The sequence below is a fragment of the Micromonospora sp. NPDC053740 genome (assembly GCF_040677775.1).
Classification (GTDB): domain Bacteria; phylum Actinomycetota; class Actinomycetes; order Mycobacteriales; family Micromonosporaceae; genus Micromonospora; species Micromonospora alfalfae.
The window spans coordinates 118,445-140,463 of record NZ_JBFASO010000002.1; the positions used below are offsets into that span (position 1 = coordinate 118,445).

Below are 22,019 nucleotides of genomic sequence, written 5' to 3' on the forward strand. Positions count from 1 at the left end.
CGACCAGGCACCCAGAGTACGGGGTGTTCCTGAGCGTGTCGGGGCACGGTCACACCGGTCAGCAACGCGTCGGCTGACCACCCGTACGCAACGTCTCCAGAGCGGTCATCGCCTCGTCCAACGAGCCCACCCGCAACAGCGGCAGATCGGGCTGCGGATTGCGGACCGCCTCCGCGCAGTTGTCCGCCGGCACCAGGAAGACCTTCGCCCCGGCGCGCTTGGCGCCCACCAGCTTCTGGGCGATCCCGCCGATCGGGCCGACGGCGCCCTCGTCGTCGATGGTGCCGGTGCCGGCGATGACCTGGCCGCCGGTGAGGTCGGCCGGGGTCAACTTGTCCACGATCCCCAGGGCGAACATCAGACCGGCGCTCGGCCCACCGATGTCGCCCAGGTCGATGCCGAGCGTGAACGGGTGCGGCTGCTGCTGATCGATCTCGACACCGATCCGCGGTCGGCCGTCCTGCTCCTGGCTGGTCACCGTCGCGGTGGCCGGCACACCGTCACGGGTGTAGCCGATGCTCAACGCCGTGCCCGCCGGCTTGGCCCGGACCAGCTCGGTGACCTTCGCCGCCACCGGCACCGGCTGGCCGTCGACCGAGGTGATCAGATCGCCGGCCTTCAGCGCACCGGCCGCCGGGCCGTCCCCGGCCACCGTCTTGATCACCACCTGCACCGGAAAGCCCAACTCCCGCAGCGCGGCGGTCTCCGCGCTGGTCTGCGACGCCTTGAAGTCCTCGGCGTTGCGCTGCTCGACCTGCTCCGTCGACTCCCCCGGCGGGTAGACCAGCTCACGCGGCACCACCGCCTCGTCGTCGGAGAACCAGCCCGCGATCGCCCCCCGCAACCGCACAGTGGGTTGCACCCCCACCGTGGTCAGCCGCAACTGGCCGGCCGAGGTCGAGGTCTCCCGACCGGAGACCTGGATGACCTCCTTACCGTCGGTCGTGCCGAGGGTGTTCACCGTCGGCCCTGGGCCCAGCACCACGTACGGAATCGGCACCCGGAGCACCCCGATGCTCAGCAGGGCGGTGAACAGGGCACCGAGCAGGACCGTCAGGCCACGACGTCTCATGCCGCAGAGCGTACCGACCAGCTGCGGGTCACCCGCCGGATGCGCCGCGCGACTTCGCCCTCAGCGCAACGCCAGCGGCGGCTACCTGGGGCGCGGTCCGCGTACCGTAGATGTCGTGCCTGATATTCCGTTCGGTTTCGCGCTCCCGGGTGGGCAGCCACCAGACCCCAACGATCCCGCGCAGATGCAGCAGTTCATGTCGCAGTTGCAGCACCTGCTCTCCGCGCCGGGCAGCGGGCCGGTCAACTGGGACCTGGCCCGGCAGGTAGCAGCCAGCCAGCTCGCGGCCGCCGGTGACCCGGCAGTCTCAATCTACGAGCGCAACGCGGTCGAGGAGGCGCTGCGCCTCGCCGACCTGTGGCTGGAGCCCGCCTCGGCGTGGCCCTCCGGCATCCAGAACCCCGTTGCGTGGAACCGCAACGAGTGGATCTTCAAGACGCTGGACGTGTGGCGCAAGCTGTGCGACCCCGTCGCCAGCCGGATGGTCGGTGCCATGGGCGACCTGGTGCCACCGGAGGCGCGCGCCCAGCTCGGCCCGATGCAGTCGATGGTGGCCTCCCTCGGTGGCGCGCTCTTCGGCGGTCAGCTGGGCCAGGCCCTCGGTTCGCTCGCCGCCGAGGTGCTCTCCGCCGGCGACATCGGGCTGCCGCTCGGCCCGGCCGGCACGGCCGCGCTGATCCCGGCCAACATCCGGGCGTACGGCGAGGGCCTGGAGCTGCCCGAGGACGAGGTCCGCCTCTACGTGGCGCTGCGCGAGGCCGCTCACCAGCGGCTGTTCCAGCACGTCCCGTGGCTGCGTGGGCACGTGCTCAGCGCCGTCGAGATGTACGCCTCGGGCATCCGGGTCAACCGGGAGGCGATCGAGGAGGCGATGGGCCGGGTCGACCCGACCGACCCCGAGTCGATGCAGGCGATCGCCCTGGAGGGCATCTTCACCCCGGAGGACACCCCGGCGCAGAAGGCCTCGCTGGCCCGCCTGGAGACCGCACTCGCCCTGGTCGAGGGCTGGGTGTGCCACGTCGTGGACAGCGCCGCCAGCGACCGGCTGCCCAACGTCGTCCGGCTGGGTGAGGCGTTCCGCCGTCGCCGGGCCGCCGGCGGTCCCGCTGAGCAGACCTTCGCCGCGCTGGTCGGTCTGGAACTGCGCCCCCGCCGACTGCGCGAGGCCGCCGCGCTCTGGGCCGCGCTCACTCAGCACCGTGGCATCGAGGGCCGCGACGCCGTCTGGGGACACCCGGACCTGCTCCCGTCTGACGACGACTTCGCCGACCCGGTCGCCTTCGCGATGAACGACATGGACCTCAGCGAGCTGGACAGCTTCGACTTCACCGCCCCCGGCGGGGTGGAGGAGAAGGCCCCCGGCCAGTCCGATCAGCCCGGTCCGTCGGGTCCGTCGGGTCAGTCCGGTCCGTCGGGTCAGACGGGTCAGACGGGTCCGTCCGACGAGACCGACGGCGAGGGCGACGCCAAGTCCTGACCCCCGCCCATCGACTGCCCACGCCGCGGGTGCCCACAGATCCACAGCGGGCACCCGCGGCGCGTTCGGCGATGCCGACGGTTCAGCGGTGCCGACAGTTCGGCGTTCGGGCGACGCCGACAGTTCGGCGTTCGGGCGGTGCCGACCGTTCAGGTGGGTCGGCCCGACCCGGAGAGCAGGGCGCGGGTCGCTTCCCAACCCTCGAAGGCCGGGTCCAGCGTGGCCAGGTCAGCCGGGCCGCGCAGTCGTCGCCAGCCGGTGGTGACCGCCACGTCACCCGGGCGCGGGGCGTTGGCGCGCGCCTCGGCCGGCGTCGCCGTGTCCAGCTCCAGCGTCGGCAGCCACTCCGGCGCGGGCAGTCGCACCGCGACCCCGAGCAGACCCCTGCCGCCTCCCTCGACCGGAGCCACAGCTACCGGCCTACTGCTGAGTGGGCGGAGCAGCTTGCCGACGGTCAGAGCGGGCAGGTCCGGCACGTCCCCGACCAGCACTGCCGCCTGGTCGTACCCCTCCAACGCGGCGAACACGGCATTCGGCGTCGGCTCGGCCACCTCGTACACCGCCGTACCGGGCCACACCAGCGCATCGGCCAGGGCCCGGTCGGCCGGGGTCACCGCGACCGCGACCTCCACCTCGTTGAGCGTGGCGAACAGGTCGATGACGTCTTCCGCGAGCGCCGCTCGCCATTGCGCCAGGTCGACGCCGGGCGGCGACCAGTGCACCGGCCCGAGCATCGCCACCACCACCCGTCGCGCCATCCCCCGACCCTAGCGCCCCGCCCAACCCGGCCACCCAACCCGGCCACCCACCCAGCCATCCACCCACCCGGCCCGACCCACGTAGCTGAGACCAACCAACCCTCCGACCCACCCACGCGAGACCAACCAACCTGCCGGTCCACCCCACCCGAGATCAACCAACCCGCCGGCCACCTAGGTGGGGCCAACCAACCCGCGGGCCCACCCGCCCGAGGGCGATCAACCCGCCGGCCCACCCACCCGGGGCCGATCAACCCGACGCAAGCCATCTGACCCGGACAATTCGGCCCTACCCCGGAGCGGCCCGGTGCGGCTCGGCGTCATGATCGACTCGGCTTCATGGAAGTCGCGGTGTCCCGGCGGCCTAGACAGCGCGGTTTTCAGGAAGGCGAGTGGATCTAGGCCGATCGCGCGTCAGACAGCAGTCGGCGCTCGGCGCGGCGCCCAGGGGCTCGACGCGCGACGCCTGAAGAACGCAGGGCCCGAAGCGCGCAGGGCCCGAAGAGCGCGGGGTCCGAAGAACACAGGGTCCGAAGAACACAGGGTCCGAAGAACGCAGGGCCCGAAGAACGCAGGGCCCGAAGAACGCAGGGTCCGAAGAACGCAGGGCCCGACGAACGCAGGGCCCGACGAACGCAGGGTCCGAAGAACGCAGCACCCGAAGAACGCGGGGCCCGAAAAGCCCGACGCCCGAAGAGCGCGGCACCCGAAGAACACGGGGCCCGAAGAACGCGACACGTGTCCGAAGGTTCGACGGGCTGCGCCAGCGCCTCGGCGGGTGTGTGGGTCAGGTGGGGAGCGGTGCGCAGGAGGAGGCGGCGGCGACACCTTCGAGGTAGCCGCGGGCGCGTTCCGACTTGGGGTAGCGACCGACCAGCGCCCAGAACCGGGCGTTGTGGCTGGGCACGATGAGGTGCGCCAACTCGTGCAGCAACACGTAGTCGATCACCCATTCGGGCATCTCCTGGACGCGGTGCGAGATTCGGATGCTGCGGTCCGCCGGCGTGCAGGAGCCCCACCGGCCGTTCTGGTTGGTGACCCATCGGACGCTGGCCGGCACCGCTTTCGTGGCATATCCGGCGAGGTAGAGGTCGATGAGCCGATTGGCGCGTTCCAGCAGCTCGGTGTCAGACCGGGCGAGGCGCCCCTCCCGGGCGGCGAGCCGGGCGAGCATCCGGTCGACCCACTCGCTCTCCTCGGCACGGGAGAACTGGTCGGGGATGAGGACGACCACTCGCTCACCGTCACGGTACGCGGACACCGTGCGTCGTCGACGCTGGCTGCGCCGCACCTCGACGACCGGCTTGCGCGTCCCCGCCATCACTGGCCCGCGCAGCCTCGACTACGTGTCACGAAGGAAAGCTAATGCCCACTGACCAGGGGTCCGCAAGAGTCAACCGCACGACACGCGCCCAGAAAATGGTGATTGGTCGCCAGGCGTCCCGAAAATTTCTTGACCGTAGCGCCATCGCGCCATCTCGTCACCCTTGGTGAACGCCGATGGCGCCGGTGCGCGGCACGTCTCCACCGTAGGTGATCACCGCCCCGAATGCCGCCGCAGGGGCACTCGCACGGGTGGCTGTCAGGGTTTGGTCGGCGTGTCCCCGCCAAACTGACTTATCCGACCTATTTCGCCATGCACACTCTCGACGTCGACTTGCTCACAGGCCGATGCACAGCTGACATGGAACTGCCCAGACCTGGGTAGGGTCCGCGGACCAGCGGTCACGAAGGTGGCCGCGGAGTGAGACCCAGCGCCGGCGCCCCGTGTGGCCCGCCGCCGGGCACCCCGCCGGGACGGCATTGACCGGCGGACGAGACGAGGAGGGCACCGTGGCCGACCAGGCCCAGACGACCTACAACGGTTACTGCGTGAAGTGCAAGGAGAAGCGGGACTTCGAGGGGCACGTCGAGGTCTCGAAGACCGGAATGAACATGGCCAAGGGCAAGTGTCCGGTATGCGGTACAACAGTGAACCGCATCCTGGGCAAGGCCAAGGTCTGACCCGTACGGGTGAACGGGGGTGGGGTGGCCGAGTGGCCACCCCACCCCCGTTGCCGGATCGGGAGTACGTGCCACCGCTGCGGTAGCCCTGTCGGGTGACCGACAACGGGCGCGAGGGGCTGTGGAAAACCTGTCAAATCCTGTGGATAGCGCTGGACAGCGGCCTGACCGCCTGTGGACAACGATCGACTGAACGCGAAGATGCGGTCACGATTCGTGACCATGAGCCGCACCGTATTAGCCCGCCCCACCCTGCTGCCCGGCCTCAACCGGCTCTGGCGGGACCGGCACACCCTCCAACTCGGCGTCGGCCCTGGGCCGGCCGCCCTACTGGAGTTGGCCAACCCCCGCGCCGCCCACCTGCTCGACCTGCTCGACGGCACCCGCAGCGAGCGGACCGTGCTGATCGAGGCGGCGTCCGCCCAGGTCAGCGCCGACGACGCGCGTACCCTGCTCGACACCCTGCGGGCCGCCGGCCTGTTGGTGGCCGCGCACAGCCTGCTCCCCCGCGACCTGACCGGCCCGGTCCGCGCCCGGCTCGCGGCGGAGGCCGGCGCGCTGGCCCTGGCCGCCGCCCGGCTGCCCGGCACCCCCGCGCAGGTCCTGCGGAGGCGGCGGGCGGCCCGCGTCCTGCTCACCGGCGCCGGGGCGCTCGGCGGGCCGCTGACGGTGGCGTTGGCCCAGTCCGGTGTGGGGCAGGTGATTCCCCAGCTCACCGGCCCGGTACGCCCCGTCGACCTGATCGGCACCGGCATCCCCGCCGCCGAACTCGGTCGGCCGCTGGCACCGGCGGTGCGGGCTGCTGTCAACCGCGTCGCACCGGGCACCGGCACCCATCCGAGCCGCGCCGGCCGGATCGACCTGGTGATCCAGCTCGGCACGGACCGGCCTCCGGCGCTGCTCGCCGCCGGTCTCGCCCAGCGCCGGCAGCCACACCTGCTGGTCACGCTGCGCGAGGGCGTACCGGTGATCGGGCCGTTGGTCCGCCCACCCGCCGGGCCCTGCCTGCACTGCGTCGAGCTGCACCGGGCCGACCGCGACCCGGACTGGCCCCGGCTCGCCGCGCAACTCGCCGCCGCCGACCCGATGGCCGCCGCAACGACAGGCACGCTGCTCGTCGCCTGCGGGTACGCCCTGGCCGAGGCGCTGACGCAGCTGGACGGCGGCCAGCCGGAGACGCTGGGTAGTGCCATGGAGATCACCGGTGCCGGCTGTTTCCGTCGTCGGGGTTGGCCGCCACACCCGGCGTGTGGGTGCTCGCGAGGCCGAGTGTCCGCACCAGCCCGGCCGCAGAGCAGCAGCGGGGCCCTCCGGTCGGTAACAATGACCGGGTGACCGACATCCCGCGCCGCGCCGTGTCCCGCACCGCCAAGCTCGCCGCCCTGCCGCTCGGCTTCGCCGGCCGGACCGTTCTCGGGATGGGAAAGCGCGTCACCGGGCTGGCCTCCGACGTGATCTCCGCGGAGATTCAGCAGCGCACCGCCGAACAGCTGTTCAGCGTGCTGGGCCAGCTCAAGGGCGGGGCGATGAAGTTCGGCCAGGCACTGTCGGTCTTCGAGGCCGCGTTGCCGGAGGAGATCGCCGCGCCCTACCGGCAGGCGCTGACGAAGTTGCAGGAGGCGGCGCCACCGCTGCCGGTCGCCAGCGTGCACAAGGTTCTGGCCGAGCAGCTCGGCCCCGACTGGCGGGACCTGTTCGTCGAGTTCAACGACGTTCCGGCCGCCGCCGCGAGCATCGGCCAGGTGCACCGGGCGCGCTGGCGCGAGCCGGGCTTCGACGAGTCGGGCGAACCGAACAGCCGCGACGTGGCGGTCAAGATCCAATATCCGGGGGCCGGCGACGCCCTGCTCGCCGACCTCAAGCAGCTCTCCCGACTGGGCGGAATGTTCCGGGCCATCCAGCCCGGCCTGGACGTCAAGCCGCTCCTGGCCGAGCTGCGCGAACGGATCACCGAGGAGTTGGACTACGAGTTGGAGGCCGAGTCGCAGCGCACCTTCGCCGCCGCGTACGCCGACGACCCGGAGATCTACATCCCGGAGGTGGTCAATGCCTCGCCCCGGGTGCTGGTCACCGAATGGGTGACTGGCACCCCGCTGGCCGACATCATCCGCGAGGGCACCGAGGAGGATCGGGACGAGGCGGGTCGGTTGATGGCCACCCTGCACCTCTCCGCGCCGCAGCGGGCCGGGCTGCTGCACGCCGATCCGCACCCGGGAAACTTCCGGTTGCTGCCCGACGGTCGGCTCGGGGTGATCGACTTCGGTGCGGTGGCCCGGATGCCGGAGGGCACCCCGGAGCCGATCGGTCGTATCGCCGCGACGGCCCTGCGCGGCGATGCCGACGAGGTGGTGGCGGGGCTGCGGTCGGAGGGGTTCATCGGTTCAGCCGAGGAGATCGACGCCGAAGGGGTGCTCGACTTCATCCGCCCCATGCTGGAGCCCATCGCGGCGGACGGCTTCCGGTTCACCCGGGCCTGGCTACGGGCCGAGGCGGGCCGACTGGCCAGCCCGCGTTCCCCCACGTACCAGCTGAGCAGGCAGCTCAACCTGCCACCGTCGTACCTGCTGATCCACCGGGTGACGCTCGGGTCGATCGGGGTGCTCTGCCAGTTGGAGGCGAAGGCCCCCTACCGGAGCATCCTGGAGCGCTGGCTGCCCGGCTTCGCCCCGGTCGCCTGACGACATGGGGAAGGGCGGGTGCCGGTCGGCACCCGCCCTTCTGTGTGAGGTGGTACTAGAGAACGCCCAGGTCGCGAGCCGCCTGATTGCGGCTGGTCATGGCGACGGTACGGGCGGATCGGGTTGCCTCAGTGCTCGTGGTGGTACGACCGGCCTGAGGCCGGCGCATTCGAGCCCGGGTCAACGCTTCGTGGAGTAGTTGCATCTCGAAGGCTCCACTCGGAACGTTCAACATCGTTTTCTCACTCACTGCCGGTGTGACACCGGCGTAGTTGGAACGGGTCGGGAACATGTCAGGCTGCCAGCCGGACCGCACCACGCACCTCGGACAGCCCACTGGCTGCCAGGCGCGCCTCGGCCTCGACCCGAAGCTCGGCGTCACGGGCGACGTCCTCCTTACGCGGACGGCCACGGGGCCGCTTACGCGGGACAACCGCGCCACGCTCGAAGATCTCGCCGCCCCAGACGCCCCACGGCTCCGCTCGCTCAACGGCTCCGGCCAGGCATTCGACACGCAGCGGGCAGTCCCCGCAGAGTGACTTGGCCAGCTCGAGCTCGGTGGGCGAGTCGGAGAACCACAGGTCGGGGTCGAACTTCCGGCAGGGCAGGTTCGCCTCCATCTCGACGCTCATGTCGAGGGGGGCCAACGCCAGACTCATCTCCCGGTCACCTCTCTCTCACTTCGATCTCGTGGATCGCATTCCGACGTACTTACGGCGGGCAAAAAACTGAGGCCGCGGATCCCGGTAAGCGGGTTCCGCGGCCTCGAGGTGAGCCGGAGTCTGATGGTCAGACCGGTTTACCTCGAGGTGGAACGCCGCGGACATCCGTGCGCTTCTTGGCGACCTGGATGCCATTGCCCGTGAAGCCACTGGTCCCCTCGACTCCAGCGGGCGCGACGGTCAGGGTCAGCTCGGCCTGAACCTGGTGCACCTGTGGAACCGACGGTCGTGCAGCCGCGAGGGCCACCCGGACAGCCGACATCGGAGCGCAGACAGACGGCATCGCCGCCAGACGCTCATAGGTGAAGATCTTCACGGGTGCCACCTCCCTCACGTTCCTCGAATCGACTGGACCGACCTCGTGAGCAGCCGGAATGGCGCCGCTCGCGTGGTGTGTTCTGAGGCTATTCCTCGCGCCGGGGCGAGGGCAAACGAATTTACGACGAGATTTCGAAAGTTTTCTCCGGGCAGACGTCGTCCACCCCGGCGCCGGCCACGAGGGCCAGCACGGACTCCCCGTAGAGACCCAGCTTGCGAGGGCCGATACCGGCGATGGCGATCAACTCCTCCGACCGGCCCGGTCGCCGCTCGGCCAACGCGACAAGCGTCGCGTCGGTGAAGACCACGTACGCCGGGACCTTCTGCGCACCGGCCACCCGCTGCCGCCACTCGCGCAGCCGTTCGTGCAGCTCATCGTCTATGTCGGACGGGCAGGTCGGGCAGCGGCCGAGCTTGCGGTCCGGACCGGCGAGCAGGGTGGCGCCGCAGATCCGGCAGGAGACGATCTGGGTTCGCCGTCGTTCGGGACTGCGGGCCGGACCGGTGCCGCCGGTCGCCCGTTCGGTGCCGCCGGAGCGATCCAGTTGGGGCAGGAACCGCGACGGCCGCCGGGCCCGTCCGCCCGGCGAGCGCGCGGTGGCGTACGACAGCCAGAGCCACTCCCGGGCGCGGGTGATGCCGACGTAGAGCAGTCGGCGCTCCTCCTCGACCTGCTCGACGGTCTTGGCGTACGTGGTGGGCAGGGTGCCCTCGGCGAGGCCGACCAGGAAGACCGCGTCCCACTCCAACCCCTTGGCCGAGTGCAGGGACGCAAGCGTCACGCCGTCCACAGTCGGCACGTGTTGCTGGGCGGCCCGGCGCGCCAACTCCTCGGTGAAGTCCGTGAGGGTGACCGGGCGCTCCACCGAGGCGGCCTCGCCGATCGGCACGACCTCGGGGGTGGCCGCGTACTCCTCGGCGAGCTGGACCAGCGCGGACAGCGCCTCCCATCGCTCGCGGGCGGCGCCGCCGGCCGGGGGCGCGTCCGGGGCCCAGCCGACGGCGGTGAGCGCCTCGACGACGGCGGCCGGCAGCGGTGTCTCGCCCGGGATCGAGCGGGTCGCTGCACGCAGCGCGACCATCGCCTGACGCACCTCGGTCCGTTCGAAGAACCGCTCCGCTCCCTGCACCACGTACGGCACCGCGGCCTCGGTGAGCGCCTTCTCGTACGCCTCGGACTGCGCGTTGACGCGGAACAGCACGGCGATCTCCTTCGCCGGCGTGCCCGCGTCGATCAGCGACCGGCAGCGCGCGGCCACCGCGTTCGCCTCGGCCGGCTCGTCGGTGAAGATCCGCAGGTCCGGCTCGGGGCCGGGTGGGCGTTGCCCGCTCAACTCCAGCCGCAGGCGCGCCTCGGTGCCCCGGGCCTGGGAGATCACCGCATTGGCCAGCCCGACCACCTGCGGGGTGGAGCGGTAGTCACGGACCAGTCGTACCACAGTGGCGTTGCGGTGCCGCCGGGGAAAGTCGACGAGGTACGCCGAGGTCGCCCCGGTGAACGAGTAGATCGTCTGGCTGGCGTCGCCGACCACTGTCAGGTCGTTGCGGCCGGCCAGCCAGGCGTCCAGCAACCGCTGCTGGAGTGGGTTGACGTCCTGGTACTCGTCGACCACGAAGTGCCGGTACTGGCCGCGGATCTGCTCGCCGACGTCCGGGTGCTCCTCGATGCCCCACACCGCCGCCCGCAGCATGTCCTCGAAGTCGATCACGCCGTTCGACCGCTTGAGCTGCTCGTACGCGGTGAACACGTCGGCGACCTTCGTCGGCTCGTGCGGTGTGTCGCGCAGCGCCCGCGCCGCGGCCACCACGTAGTCCGTCGGCTCGACCAGCGACGACTTCGCCCACTCGATCTCGCCGGCCAGGTCGCGGGCGGCGGCCCGGTCGGTACGCAGGCCGACCCGGGCCGCGGCGAGGGTGACCAGTCGTACCTTGCTGTCCAGCAGTTCGGGCATGGCACGGCCGGACAGCAGCCGGGGCGCGAAGTACCGCACCTGGCGCAGCGCGGCAGCGTGAAATGTCCGCGCCTGGACACCGTGCGCACCGAGCAGAGTGAGACGGTGTCGCATCTCGGCGGCGGCGCGGGCGGTGAAGGTGACAGCGAGCACGTGCCGCGGGGAGATTTCCCCGGAGAGCGCCCGGTGGGCGATTCGGGAGGTGATCGCCCGGGTCTTGCCGGTGCCGGCGCCGGCCAGGATGCAGACGGGGCCGGCAGGTGCGGTCACGGCGGAGCGTTGCTCCGGGTCCAGCCCGGCGAGCACCTGTTCCGACGCTGAGTGAACCACCACAACCAGGAATCATCTCAGCTCCTCCCAGCGTTGCAGCGAACAGCCTCGGCTTGATCCGCAAGCCGCGGCCGGAGGAGTTGGAGGATCCGAGGATGCTGACGATGTATTCCACCCCCTGGTGCGGCTATTGCCACCGGCTGAAGTCGCAGCTCGACCGGGAGGGCATCGGGTACGAGGTGGTCGACATCGAGCAGGACCCGAAGTCCGCGGAGTTCGTGATGAGCGTCAACGGCGGCAACCAGACGGTGCCGACGCTGCGCTTCGCCGACGGCAGTGCCCTGACGAATCCCTCGATCACCCAGGTGAAGCAGCACCTGGAGACGCTCAACGCCTGATCTGCCGGTTCATTCTCGGTGCGCGGCCGCCCCGTCCGGGGCGGCCGCTCGTCGTGTTCGGGAACGGGCCACGGTCGGTGGGCGCCGGAAGCACCGGTCGGTCGGCGTCCTCGGCCGGACGGCGGGGCGCCGGAAGCACTGGCCGGTCGGCGTCCTCCGCCGGACAGCGGGGTGCCGGAAGCGTTGGGCTGGTGGGCGGCGTCGGCGGGCGGGCCCCGGCCGGCGCGCTCAGGTGCCGGCCCCGCCACAGGTAGCCACCGGCGGCCAGGGTGGCCACTCCGACCAGCGCGAACAGCAGCCGGTAGTCCAGGAACCCGACCAGCAGGGCACCCGCCCCGATGGAGATCGCCTGCGGCCCGCTGACCACCGCCTGGGTGGCTGCGGCGACCCGGCCGACAAGCGTAGGCGGCGTGCGGCGCTGGATCAGCGTGTGCAGACCCACCATCGTCAGCGGGAGTGAGACCCCGGCCAGCAGCACCGCCGCGAACCCGAGCCACAGATCGGGAAAGGCGAGCGCGAGCGCGGCCGGAGAGAAGAAGGCGACACCGGCGGCCAGCGTGCCGACCTCTCCGAGCCGGCGGACCAGCGTCGGTGAGCAGAGTCCACCGAGCAACCCACCGACGCCCTGCACTGTGACGAGCACCCCCACGAACGCGGCATCCCGGTTCAGCCCCTGGTCGACGTAGGCGAAGATGAGCGACTCGCTGAAGCCCATCACCAGTGACCCGAGTCCGTAGCCGAGCAGGGCCCGCCGCAGGGCCGGCTCGCCGGCCAGGTGCCGCAGGCCGGCGCCCAGTTCGGCCGGCCACCGCAGCCGTACGGCGGGCGGCAGCTGTTGCGGGGTGGGCAGCGCGGTGACCACCGCCGCCGCGGTCAGAAATCCGACCATGCCGATTCCGGTCAGCGCCCACCCGCCGAGCGCCGCGTAGAGCGCCGCGCCCACCAGCGGGCCGACCAGTCGGATCCCCTGACGTACGGTCTGGAGCACGCCGTTCGCGTCGGCCAGCAGGTCGATCGGCACCATCTCGCGGATGAGCCCACTGAGCGCCGCGCCGAGCGTGATGGACGAGAGTCCGTACAGGGCGGCCACCAGATAGACGACCCACACGTCGCCCGCGTCGTGGACGGTGAACAACGGGGCGAGCAGGGCTGCGGTCAGCACGTTCGCGGCCACGAAGAACGGTCGGCGCGGGTAGCGGTCGACGACCCAGCCGACCAGCGGCGCAAGCGTCATCGGCGCGATGACCGCGAAGATCGTGGCACCGGCCAACCCGTTCGAGCCAGTCAGATCCTTGACCCAGATGGCGAGTGCGAGCAGCAGGATCGACTCGGCGGTCATGCTGGCCAGCAGACCGCCGAAGAGCAGGCGGAAGTCGGGTCGGCGCAGGATCGTGCGCATGGGTCCCTCCGGCGGGATGGCATGCCCGGGTGGGCGAGGTCGACGGGCCGCGACCGCGGGTCCGTCGTCATCCGGCATTCCCGTGGTGCGATTTTCGCAAGACACGCCCTCGCCGGAACCTCCGACACCGGTCGCGCCGTCCATACTGACCGTGGGGGGCGAATTTCATACAGTTACCGTCGCGTCTGCGGCGGTCGACGGGAAAGAGGACACTGTGCCTCCTGCCGCACCCAGCCCGATCCTGCGTCGTCGCCGGTTGGGCATCGAGCTGCGCCGCCTACGTGAGGCCGCGGGCCTCACCGGCGATCAGGTCATCGAGCGTATCGGTTGGGCCTCCGCGTCCAAACTGTCCCGCTTGGAGAACGGCCGCAGCCGACCGGACCCGCAGGACGTCGGCGACCTGCTCGACCTCTACGGCGCCGACCAGGCGCTTCACGACGAGCTGCTGGGCATCACCAACGAGGCCGGCGACATGCGCGGCTGGTTGAAGAACTTCCCGGTGATGACGCAGCAACAGCGCGGCTGGGCCGAGTTGGAGGCGGGCTGCGCGGAGATCTCCGAGTACAACCCGGTGCTGGTGCCGGGCCTGCTGCAGACGCCCGGGTACGCCCAGCTCCGGATCGTGTCGGCCCGGCAGGTGAACGCGGGCGCTGGCGAGCCGGAGCCCGGCGACGAGCCGGAGACCGAGGTGCAGGCGCGGCTGGCCCGCCAGTCGCTGCTGACCCGGGAGCCGCACGCTCCCCGCTACACGGCGGTGCTGGAGGAGGCGGCTCTCGGCCGCCGGGCCGGGCCGCCGGAGGTGCTGCACGAACAACTGCTCCAGCTCTGCGAGTTGGCGCTGCTGCCCAATGTGGCCCTGCACGTGCTGCCCCGGGACACCCAGATCGGCAATTGGTTCCTTCCGCCGACCGCCTTCTCGGTCTATCGGTTCGCCGATCCCCTCGATCCGGAGACATTGGCCATCGAAGGTGGCTTCACCGACGTCATGTCGACCGAGGCAATCACGCTAAATCGCTATAAAGTGGTGTTCGAGTGGCTATGCACGGCGGCACTTAACGCCTCGGACACCCTCTCCTGGCTGATCGAGGCGACGGGACGGCTGACCGAGGCGACGCCCCCATCCACAGTGGCGTTCGGGCCGGCAACGGCGCCGACCCAACGCCGCCGGGAATCGGGGCGACTGACGGACCGGTGATCCACGGGGGACCCTCCGTCGGGACGTGCGGCACCACTCGTCCCATCGGATCGCTGCACATCAGGAGCAGAACCATGAACGAAATCCGCAACACGCCGTCCGTTTCCGCCCACTCGTTGGCGGACGCCCCGTGGCGTACCAGCACACGCAGCCAGACCTCCAACTGCGTGGAGGTCGCCCCACTGGCCACCGGCCCGTCGGCCGTCGCCCTGCGCGACAGCAAGGACCGGGGCGGCCCGGTGCTGCTGTTCAACCGCGCGGGATGGCTCGGTTTCATCACCGGGGCGAAGAAGGGCCAGTTCGATCTGAACTGATTCGGTGACTGTTACGGGGCCGTCGGCGCACTGCCGGCGGCCCCGTCGCGTCGTACCCGGCCGGCTCGGTAGTTCGGCGGCCCGGCAACCCCGCTGAGCAGCCATCCGCCGATCGGACGAGGCTCGAAACCGATAGGCGCGTTTCAGTTGCTGAGACGAACACGGGGCGTAACATGGCCCTCGAGTACGTGGAACTTCCACACTGGCTCATCCGTCGCGGTTCATCCGGAGACCCTCATGCGGTTCCTGATCGTTCGCACCGACATCCGCGCCGTCGCTGACGGGGACATCGCCGCCGCCTGGGCGGACGGCCACCGACTTCGCGACGAGACGACGACGCCCGAGCCGCGCCGGCAGATCGTGCACGCCGAGGACCGGGACGCCGCGCTGCTACTGGCCCGCGCCCTGGCCACCGTCGGCGCGGTCCGCGCCGGCAAGCAACGGGTCAAGGTCCTCCCGCTGATCGAGTCGCGGCCCGCCTTCCGACACAGACCGGGCCGCACCGGCACCTGATTCCACAGGTCGTCCGTCGTGGTCGGACCGGCTCCCCCGCCGCGTTACGCACCCGCTGACCACGACGGCCCGTGTTCCCGGCCCGTGACCGCCGCGGCAACGGCGGCCACGGGTCGGGACCGTGCTCAGCGGTCGGCGTCCATCCAGCCGTCCAGCCACCGGTGGATGAGGAACAGCGCGATCGACGACGGAGGCGGCAGGATCAGCCGGGCCCCGTCGCCCACGTCCACCGTCTGCCCGGCCAGCGCCGCCCCGATCTCCCGGCGAGAGAACCACCGGGCGTACGCGATCTCGGACGGGTCGACCCGCACCGGCTCGGTCGGGTTCGCGGTGGCCAGGAAGCCCAACATCAGCGAGCCGGGGAACGGCCATGCCTGGCTGCCCACGTACCCGATGCGCTCGACCCCGATGCCCACCTCCTCGCGGACCTCGCGCAGCACGGCCGCCTCCGCCGACTCCCCTGGCTCCACGTAGCCGGCCAGACAGGAGTAGCGGCGACCACCCGGGGTGCCCTGCCAGCCGGCATTGTTGCCGAGCAGGCAGCGGCCGTCCGGGCCGTCCACGCCGTCGTGAACGAGCACGATCATCGCCGGGTCGGTACGAGGCCAGATCCGCCCGCCATTGCGGTCCACCCGGGACCAACCCGCCTCGTCCATAGCGGTCGGCGCGCCGGTGCTCGTCGAATAGCCGTGTCGGGTGTGCCAGTTGACCAGCGCCAACGCGGTGGTGAAGATGCCGGCCTCCCGGTCGGCGAGCAGGTGACCCACCTCCCGGAGATGGACCGCCCTGGTCCCCGGGATCGCCGGAAGCGGCGCGTCGACAGCGAAGACCGGCACCCCGTCCGGCTCGACACCCAGGAACATCGCCATCGACTCCGACCCGGCGGGCACATCGGCCGCCCCGAACAGCACCAACGTCGGAGGCGACGTCTCGGTGCGGGCCAGCGTCCGACCCTCGTCGGTCGAGTCGAGCAGCAGCACCCGGGCACGCAACCACGCCTCGGTCAACCACTGCGAGTCGCCCCGCCGGTGTGCGGCCCGATCCAGCGTGGACCGCGCCAACGGCGGCGCCGCCTCCCCGCTCACGCCAGCGCTCCGCTTCGCCGCACGCCGCCGCGAGACGGCCCGCCACTGAACCCCACGGCTCGCTCGCTCCGCTCGCTCACGCCTGTTGCTCGGTCTGCACCGTGGTCAGCGCGGCCAACCCCGGGGTGACCCGCTCCGCGTCGCCGAGCACCACGATCGCCGCACGAGCCGGGGCCAGGTAGCGGGCCGCCGCCTGCGCGACGTCGTCGATGCTCGCCTTCGCCAACCTCGCCGCGTACTCGGCGAGGAAGTCCAGGCGCAGACCATTGCCGGCGTACGCGCTGGTCAACGCCGCCAACCCGGCCTGGGTGGACATGCCGAGCTGGAGGGTGCCCAGGGCGTACTGCCGGGCCTGCTCCAACTCCTCGGGCTTCGGCGGCAGCGACGCCAACCGACCCAGCTCGTACGTCGTCTCCAGCAGCGCCGGCCCGGTGACCTCGGTGGCCACGTCGGCGGCGGCGACCAGCACCGACCCCGCGACGGAATGCTCGATCACGGAGTGCGGGCCGTACGTGTAGCCCTTGTCCTCACGGATGTTCTCCACCCACCGGGAGGAGAAGTAGCCGCCGAAGATCAGGTTGGCCAGTTGCAGCGGGGCGTGGTCCGGGTCGGTGCGCGACACCGCCGGCAGCGCGATCCGCAGCGAGGACTGCACCGAGCCCGGCCGGTCGACAAGCAGCAGTGGCCCCGGCTCCAGCGGCGGGGTCGCCGGCAGTTCGGCCACCCGACCGGCACCCGACCAGCCGCCGAGCGCCCGCTCGGCCGCGTCCAGTGCCTTCTCCGGCTGCACGTCACCGACCAGCACCAACTGCGCGCCGGTCGGGTGGACCCGCTCCGCGTGCAGGGTGCGCAGCGCCGCCGGTCGGACGGCACGGATCTGGCCGGGCTCCGGCGTCTGCGTCGCGTACGGGTGCCGGCCGTAGATCCGCTTGAGCAGCGCCTCCCGGGCCAGGTGCGAAGGCTGGCTCTGCGCCACCTGGATCCGGTCGACCAGCCGGTCCCGTTCGGTGGCCACCTCGTCACTGGGGTAACTGGCGCCGGTCAGCACCTCGGCCAGCAGCTCCAGCATCCGGTCCAGACCGGTGACCAGGCCGGCGCCGGAGAGCATCAGCCGGTCCGGGTCGACGCCCGCGGACAGCCCGCCGCCCACCTTCTGCAACTCGGCGGCGATCTGCACGCTGGTCATCGACTCGGTGCCGGAGAGCATGGTCTGCGAGAGCATCGCGCCGCGGGCCAGGTGGACCCGGCCGAACGGCACCCAGAGCCGCAGCTCGACAAGGGGTACGGCGGGCCGGCGTACGGCGATCACGGTGAGCCCGTTGCGCAGTGTGCGCTCGGCCTGCTTGGGCACCTTGAGCTTGCGGGTCGGCCCGAGCGGCGGCAGCGTACGCGGGCCGGCGGGGGCGGTGGTGACACTCATCGGGCGCCTCCGGCGATGACCTCGATGGCGGCCCGGCGCTCCGGGCGCAGGGTGGCCGCGGCGGACCGGACCTGTTCCTCGGTGACCTCGCCGACCAGCCGGGGCAGTTCGTTGAGCAGACCCGGTTCACCGCGTTGCTGTTCCAGCACGGCCATCCGCAGCGCCCGACCGAGCACCGCGTCGGTGTCCCGCAGCAGGTGGGTCGCCATCCGGGCCTGGGTGCGGGCCAGCTCACCGTCGGTCAGGCCGTCGGTGGCCAGCCGGTCCAACTCCTCGTCGATGGTGCGCAGCACCTTGTCGACGTCGCCGCCGGGCGGCAGGTGCGCCTGCAACAGCAGCGCGGTGGGGTCGCGGACGTCGAACGGGTCGCCCATGAAACCGAGGTATCCGCCGAGGCTGGTCACAGTGCGGTCCCGCTGCACCAGCCGTTCCACCAGCCGCGACGCGTCGCCGTCGGTGAGCACCTCGGCCAGCACCACGTACGGCAGGTAGCCGGCGAAGTCGGTGACCGGGTCGGGCACGCGCCAGGCGCCGGCCACCGCCGGCAGCGGCGCCAGGGCATCGGTGTACGAGGTACGCCGCTCGGCGCTCAGGTCAGGCTCGGTGAAGTCGGGCCGTTGCGGTGCCGGCCGGGCCGGGACGTCGCCGAAGTGCCGGGTGACCAACTCGGTCGCCTCGGCCACGTCGATGTCCCCGCTGACGGCCAGCACGGCGTTGCCGCTGGCGTAGTAGCGGCGGAAGAAGTCCGCGGCGTCGGCGACGGTCGCCGACTCCAGGTCGTCGAAGGAGCCGTAGCCGTCGTGGGCGTTCGGGAAGGTGTCGAACATGACCGGCGGCAGAGTGAGCCAGGGAAAGCCACCGTACGGCCGGTTGAGGACGTTGACCCGGATCTCCTCCTTGACCACGTCGACCTGGTTGCGCAGGTTCTCCTCGGTCAGCCGGGGTCCACGCATCCGGTCCGCTTCCAGGAACAGCGCGCGCTCCAGCGCGTTGCTCGGCAGCGTCTCGAAGTAGTCGGTGTAGTCCAGGTGGGTGGAGCCGTTGAAGGTGCCACCCGCGCCCTGCACGTGCCGGAAGTGGGCCAGCTTCTCCAGGTTCTCCGAGCCCTGGAACATCAGGTGCTCGAAGAGGTGGGCGAAGCCCGTACGCCCCTCCGGCTCCGAGCGGATGCCGACGTCGTAGACCACAGCCACCCCGATCACCGGGGCACTGCGATCGGGGGTGAGCACCACCCGCAGGCCGTTGTCGAGGGTGAACCGCTCGACCGGATACTTCGTCGCTGGAATTCTGGATCTCCGCGCCGCCACGGAGTCGACCCTAGCGCGTCGACACCTCCGCCACCCGCGACCTTCCCGGAGCCGCCGCGACCGGGGCCGTCACCAGGGGCGGCACGTCGGTGCCGACCTGCTCTGCCTCGGCACGGTGCGGCCAGCCGGAGAGGCTGAACTCGTCGGTGCGCTCCAGCCGTGGTCGTGCCCGAGCAGGTCGCGGTACGCGCGCTGCCCGGCCGGGTCGCCCCCGGTCACGATGTTGCCGGCGACACCGCACTGGCGCGAACCCGGCCCGGACCGCGATCAGCACGACGCCGCTCACCCCCTATAAAGCTGGTAGGAATTACCGACATGACCGAGACGCGCCATCCCGCCATGTGGATGGGCCTTGACGCTGGCCGCAGCCCGGCCCACTCTTCCTACCAACTAAGTAGGAATACTGCGGATTGGATGGACGATGAGACGGCTTCCCCTGCGCCGGTTGGTCACCCTGGCCACCCTCGCCGCCCTGGGCGCGGCGACCCTGGGCAGCACCGCCGCGTGCGGCGACGACAGCGAGGGCGCGGGCGGCAGCTCCGGCCCGGTGACGCTGCGCCTCGGCTACTTCCCCAACATCACCCACGCGCCGGCGGTCGTCGGGGTGGAGAAGGGCATCTTCGCGGAGAAGCTCGGCACCAACGTCAAGCTGGACCCGAAGACCTTCAACGCCGGCCCTGCCGCCATCGAGGCGGTCTTCTCCGGCGCGCTGGACGCCACCTACATCGGTCCGAACCCGACAGTGAACGCCTTCTCGAAGTCCAAGGGTGAGGCCGTCCGGGTCATCTCCGGCGCGGCCTCCGGCGGCGTGGCGCTGGTCGTCAAGCCCGACATCACCGGCGCGCCGGACCTGAAGGGCAAGAAGATCGCCACCCCGCAGCTGGGCAACACCCAGGACGTGGCGATCCGGTACTGGCTCAAGCAGCAGGGCCTCACCACCACCAAGGAAGGTGGTGGCGACGTCAAGATCGTGCCGCAGGAGAACGCCCAGACCGTCGAAACGTTCACCAGCGGCGCGATCGACGGCGCCTGGGTGCCCGAACCGTTCGTCTCCCGCCTGGTCAACGCCGGCGGCAAGGTCCTCGTCGACGAGCGCGACCTGTGGCCGGACAAGAAGTTCGTCATCACCAACCTGCTGGTGAGCACCAAGTTCCTCAAGGCGCACCCGGACGTGGTGCAGAGGCTTGTCGACGGTCAGGTGGCCGCCAACGAGTTCGTCAACACCAAGCCGGACGAGGCGCAGCAGGCCATCTCCGAAGCGATCGGCAAGATCACCGGCAAGCCGCTGGACCTGAAGCTCATCAAGCAGGCGTGGCCGACGTTGGAGTTCACCAACGACCCGATCTCGTCCTCACTGAAGGCCGGGCTCGACCACGCCGTCGACGTCGGCCTGACCGAGCCGGTCGACCTCAAGGGCCTGTACGACCTCAAGTACCTCAACAACGCGCTCAAGGCGCAGGGCGAGCCCGAGGTCATCCAGCCATGACGTCGACAACGACGACGCCGCGGAGCGCGACCACAGCCGTGGCGCTCTCCGGCGTGACAAAGGTGTACGGGCGCGGGGCGAACGCCGTCCTGGCCCTGGACGGTGTGTCGCTGGACGTCGCGCCCGGCGAGTTCGTCTGCCTGGTCGGCGCGTCCGGCTGCGGGAAGAGCACACTGCTCAACCTGGTGGCCGGGCTGGACCGGGTCAGCGGTGGGCAGATCACACTGGCCGGCGACGCCAACCCGGGCCTGATGTTCCAGGAGCCGGCGCTCCTTCCGTGGCTGACCGTCGACGGGAACGTGGAGGTGCCCCTCAAGCTGCGCCGGCTGCCCCGGGCCCAGCGTCGCGAGCGGGTCGCCGAACTGCTGCGAACTGTGCACCTCGCCGACTTCGGCCGTAAGCGCCCGCACGAGCTCTCCGGCGGAATGCGGCAGCGGGTCGCGCTCGCCCGGACGCTTGCCCTGGACACTCCGGTGCTGCTGATGGACGAGCCGTTCGGCGCGCTGGACGCGATGACCCGGGACATCCTGCACGACGAGCTGGAACGGATCTGGTCCGAGCGCAAACTCTCGGTGCTCTTCGTGACGCACAACGTGCGCGAGGCGGCCCGCCTGGCCGACCGGATCATCCTGCTCTCCAGCCGACCCGGCCGGATCATCTACTCCACCGAGGTGACCATTCCGCGCCCTCGCCGGATCGACTCCCCCGAGGTCGCCGCCATCGCCGCCGAGGTCACCGAGCGGCTCCGTACGGAGGTGGGCCGCCATGGCCAGTGACACCCTCACCAGTTCGGCGCGTACCGACGCGGAGATCACCGGCCTCGACGCGCTGGAGATCGCCGGTCGGGACAAGGAGGTCTCCCGGGGCGCCCGGATCTGGGCGGCCACCTGGCCCAAGCTCGCCGCCCTGGCCATCGCCATCGCCGCCTGGCAACTCGTGGTCCTTTCGGGTTGGAAGCCCCCGTACTCGCTGCCGGGTCCGCTGGAGGTCGGCCGTGAGCTGATGACCCAGGCCCAGGGTCCGCAGTTGTGGGACGGCCTGCTCACCACGTTGCGCCGGGCCGCCGTCGGGTACGTCTTCTCGGTCGCCGTCGGCCTGCTCCTGGGTCTCGCGGTGGCCCGGTCCACTGTGCTGCGCGCCGCCATCGGCTCGATGATCACGGCGTTGCAGACGATGCCGTCGATCGCCTGGTTCCCGCTGGCCATCCTGCTCTTCGAGCTGAGCGAGAAGGCGATCTTCTTCGTGGTGGTGCTCGGTGCGGCGCCGTCCATCGCCAACGGGGTGATCTCCGGGGTGGACTACGTGCCGCCGCTGCTGATACGCGCCGGCCGTAACCTCGGCGCCCGAGGGCTCAACCTCTACCGGTACGTCATCGCGCCGGCCGCCCTCCCGGCGATCGTCGCCGGGCTCAAACAGGGCTGGGCCTTCTCCTGGCGCAGCCTGATGGCAGGTGAGCTGCTCGTGGTCGGCATCTCGCAGACCTCGCTCGGCGCCCAGCTCACCTACTCCCGCGAGTTGTCCGACTCACCCTGGCTGCTCTCCACGATGATCGTCATCCTCGTCGTCGGCCTCGTCGTGGACGCCGCGTTCGGCGCCGCGGACAAGGCGATCCGGCGGCGCTGGGGCGTACTGGACCAGGCTGGTCAGTGAC

At 71.1% G+C, this 22,019-nt stretch carries 20 protein-coding genes and 1 pseudogene; 11 read left to right on the top strand and 10 right to left on the bottom strand.

The window, feature by feature from the left end; genetic code table 11:
• Window positions 1–58: 58 nt before the first annotated feature.
• Window positions 59–1,072, bottom strand: a complete 1,014-nt coding sequence (locus AB0K35_RS05090) for a PDZ domain-containing protein (RefSeq protein WP_238668212.1) — start codon at window positions 1,070–1,072, stop codon at window positions 59–61.
• A gap of 115 nt (window positions 1,073–1,187) precedes the next feature.
• Between AB0K35_RS05090 and AB0K35_RS05095 the strand changes: the two genes are divergently transcribed.
• Window positions 1,188–2,549: a zinc-dependent metalloprotease gene (locus AB0K35_RS05095; protein ID WP_363883874.1), complete on the top strand. Its 1,362-nt coding sequence runs from the start codon at window positions 1,188–1,190 to the stop codon at window positions 2,547–2,549.
• A 149-nt stretch (window positions 2,550–2,698) separates the two neighbouring features.
• Here AB0K35_RS05095 and AB0K35_RS05100 read toward each other — a convergent pair whose 3' ends face one another.
• Together AB0K35_RS05100 and AB0K35_RS05105 are read right to left on the bottom strand one after the other, a co-directional pair.
• Window positions 2,699–3,307 carry a hypothetical protein gene (locus AB0K35_RS05100; RefSeq protein ID WP_238668214.1) on the bottom strand — a complete coding sequence of 203 codons (609 nt, stop codon included), beginning with the start codon at window positions 3,305–3,307 and terminating at the stop codon, window positions 2,699–2,701.
• A gap of 787 nt (window positions 3,308–4,094) precedes the next feature.
• The gene (locus AB0K35_RS05105; protein WP_363883876.1) at window positions 4,095–4,628 is read right to left on the bottom strand and encodes a M48 family metallopeptidase; all 534 of its coding nucleotides are present in this window, start codon (window positions 4,626–4,628) and stop codon (window positions 4,095–4,097) included.
• Window positions 4,629–5,140: 512 nt separating this feature from the next.
• On the opposite strand from AB0K35_RS05105, the gene AB0K35_RS05110 reads away from it, so the two are divergent.
• The 3 genes from AB0K35_RS05110 (at window position 5,141) to AB0K35_RS05120 (ending at window position 7,989) form a co-directional block, all read left to right on the top strand.
• A complete protein-coding gene (locus tag AB0K35_RS05110; protein ID WP_167457767.1) occupies window positions 5,141–5,311 on the top strand; it encodes a DUF5679 domain-containing protein in 171 nt (56 codons plus the stop codon).
• A gap of 222 nt (window positions 5,312–5,533) precedes the next feature.
• Window positions 5,534–6,646 (top strand): hypothetical protein, encoded by a 1,113-nt coding sequence (locus tag AB0K35_RS05115; protein WP_363883878.1) that lies wholly within the window; start codon window positions 5,534–5,536, stop codon window positions 6,644–6,646.
• Complete coding sequence (locus AB0K35_RS05120; RefSeq protein WP_238668217.1) at window positions 6,643–7,989, top strand: AarF/ABC1/UbiB kinase family protein; 1,347 nt, start codon at window positions 6,643–6,645, stop codon at window positions 7,987–7,989. Before AB0K35_RS05115 ends, AB0K35_RS05120 begins: the two co-directional genes overlap by 4 nt.
• A 293-nt stretch (window positions 7,990–8,282) precedes the next feature.
• Here AB0K35_RS05120 and AB0K35_RS05125 read toward each other — a convergent pair whose 3' ends face one another.
• From AB0K35_RS05125 to AB0K35_RS05135, 3 genes are all read right to left on the bottom strand, one after another.
• Complete coding sequence (locus AB0K35_RS05125; RefSeq protein ID WP_030490434.1) at window positions 8,283–8,648, bottom strand: WhiB family transcriptional regulator; 366 nt, start codon at window positions 8,646–8,648, stop codon at window positions 8,283–8,285.
• Between the two features lie 130 nt (window positions 8,649–8,778).
• Complete coding sequence (locus tag AB0K35_RS05130) at window positions 8,779–9,027, bottom strand: hypothetical protein (RefSeq protein ID WP_238668218.1); 249 nt, start codon at window positions 9,025–9,027, stop codon at window positions 8,779–8,781.
• Between the two features lie 121 nt (window positions 9,028–9,148).
• A complete protein-coding gene (locus AB0K35_RS05135) occupies window positions 9,149–11,314 on the bottom strand; it encodes an ATP-dependent DNA helicase UvrD2 (protein ID WP_238668219.1) in 2,166 nt (721 codons plus the stop codon).
• A gap of 92 nt (window positions 11,315–11,406) precedes the next feature.
• On the opposite strand from AB0K35_RS05135, the gene AB0K35_RS05140 reads away from it, so the two are divergent.
• Entirely contained in the window at window positions 11,407–11,649 is a 243-nt protein-coding gene (locus AB0K35_RS05140) for a mycoredoxin (RefSeq protein WP_363883881.1), read from the top strand.
• Between the two features lie 220 nt (window positions 11,650–11,869).
• Here the strand turns inward: AB0K35_RS05140 and AB0K35_RS05145 are convergent.
• A pseudogene (locus AB0K35_RS05145) lies at window positions 11,870–13,048 on the bottom strand (MFS transporter); the annotation flags it as partial.
• A gap of 214 nt (window positions 13,049–13,262) precedes the next feature.
• On the opposite strand from AB0K35_RS05145, the gene AB0K35_RS05150 reads away from it, so the two are divergent.
• From AB0K35_RS05150 to AB0K35_RS05160, 3 genes are all read left to right on the top strand, one after another.
• Entirely contained in the window at window positions 13,263–14,243 is a 981-nt protein-coding gene (locus AB0K35_RS05150) for a helix-turn-helix transcriptional regulator (protein WP_238668220.1), read from the top strand.
• Window positions 14,244–14,317: 74 nt separating this feature from the next.
• A complete protein-coding gene (locus tag AB0K35_RS05155) occupies window positions 14,318–14,557 on the top strand; it encodes a DUF397 domain-containing protein (RefSeq protein ID WP_112583698.1) in 240 nt (79 codons plus the stop codon).
• Between the two features lie 237 nt (window positions 14,558–14,794).
• Entirely contained in the window at window positions 14,795–15,070 is a 276-nt protein-coding gene (locus AB0K35_RS05160) for a hypothetical protein (protein ID WP_091406149.1), read from the top strand.
• Between the two features lie 125 nt (window positions 15,071–15,195).
• Here AB0K35_RS05160 and nudC read toward each other — a convergent pair whose 3' ends face one another.
• The 3 genes from nudC to AB0K35_RS05175 form a co-directional block, all read right to left on the bottom strand.
• Window positions 15,196–16,155 carry an NAD(+) diphosphatase gene (gene nudC / locus AB0K35_RS05165; protein ID WP_238668222.1) on the bottom strand — a complete coding sequence of 320 codons (960 nt, stop codon included), beginning with the start codon at window positions 16,153–16,155 and terminating at the stop codon, window positions 15,196–15,198.
• Between the two features lie 76 nt (window positions 16,156–16,231).
• Window positions 16,232–17,575 carry a pitrilysin family protein gene (locus AB0K35_RS05170; protein WP_363883883.1) on the bottom strand — a complete coding sequence of 448 codons (1,344 nt, stop codon included), beginning with the start codon at window positions 17,573–17,575 and terminating at the stop codon, window positions 16,232–16,234.
• Window positions 17,572–18,882, bottom strand: coding sequence for a pitrilysin family protein (locus tag AB0K35_RS05175; RefSeq protein ID WP_238668224.1), 1,311 nt, complete (start codon window positions 18,880–18,882; stop codon window positions 17,572–17,574). The genes AB0K35_RS05170 and AB0K35_RS05175 overlap by 4 nt, the downstream gene beginning before the upstream one ends.
• A 421-nt stretch (window positions 18,883–19,303) precedes the next feature.
• Between AB0K35_RS05175 and AB0K35_RS05180 the strand changes: the two genes are divergently transcribed.
• From AB0K35_RS05180 to AB0K35_RS05190, 3 genes are read left to right on the top strand one after another with little or no spacing between them, the layout of a single operon-like run.
• Window positions 19,304–20,368, top strand: a complete 1,065-nt coding sequence (locus tag AB0K35_RS05180) for an ABC transporter substrate-binding protein (RefSeq protein WP_363883885.1) — start codon at window positions 19,304–19,306, stop codon at window positions 20,366–20,368.
• The gene (locus tag AB0K35_RS05185) at window positions 20,365–21,144 is read left to right on the top strand and encodes an ABC transporter ATP-binding protein (RefSeq protein WP_238668226.1); all 780 of its coding nucleotides are present in this window, start codon (window positions 20,365–20,367) and stop codon (window positions 21,142–21,144) included. Before AB0K35_RS05180 ends, AB0K35_RS05185 begins: the two co-directional genes overlap by 4 nt.
• Window positions 21,134–22,018: an ABC transporter permease gene (locus tag AB0K35_RS05190; RefSeq protein WP_238668227.1), complete on the top strand. Its 885-nt coding sequence runs from the start codon at window positions 21,134–21,136 to the stop codon at window positions 22,016–22,018. The genes AB0K35_RS05185 and AB0K35_RS05190 overlap by 11 nt, the downstream gene beginning before the upstream one ends.
• The last annotated feature ends 1 nt before the right edge of the window (window position 22,019 follow it).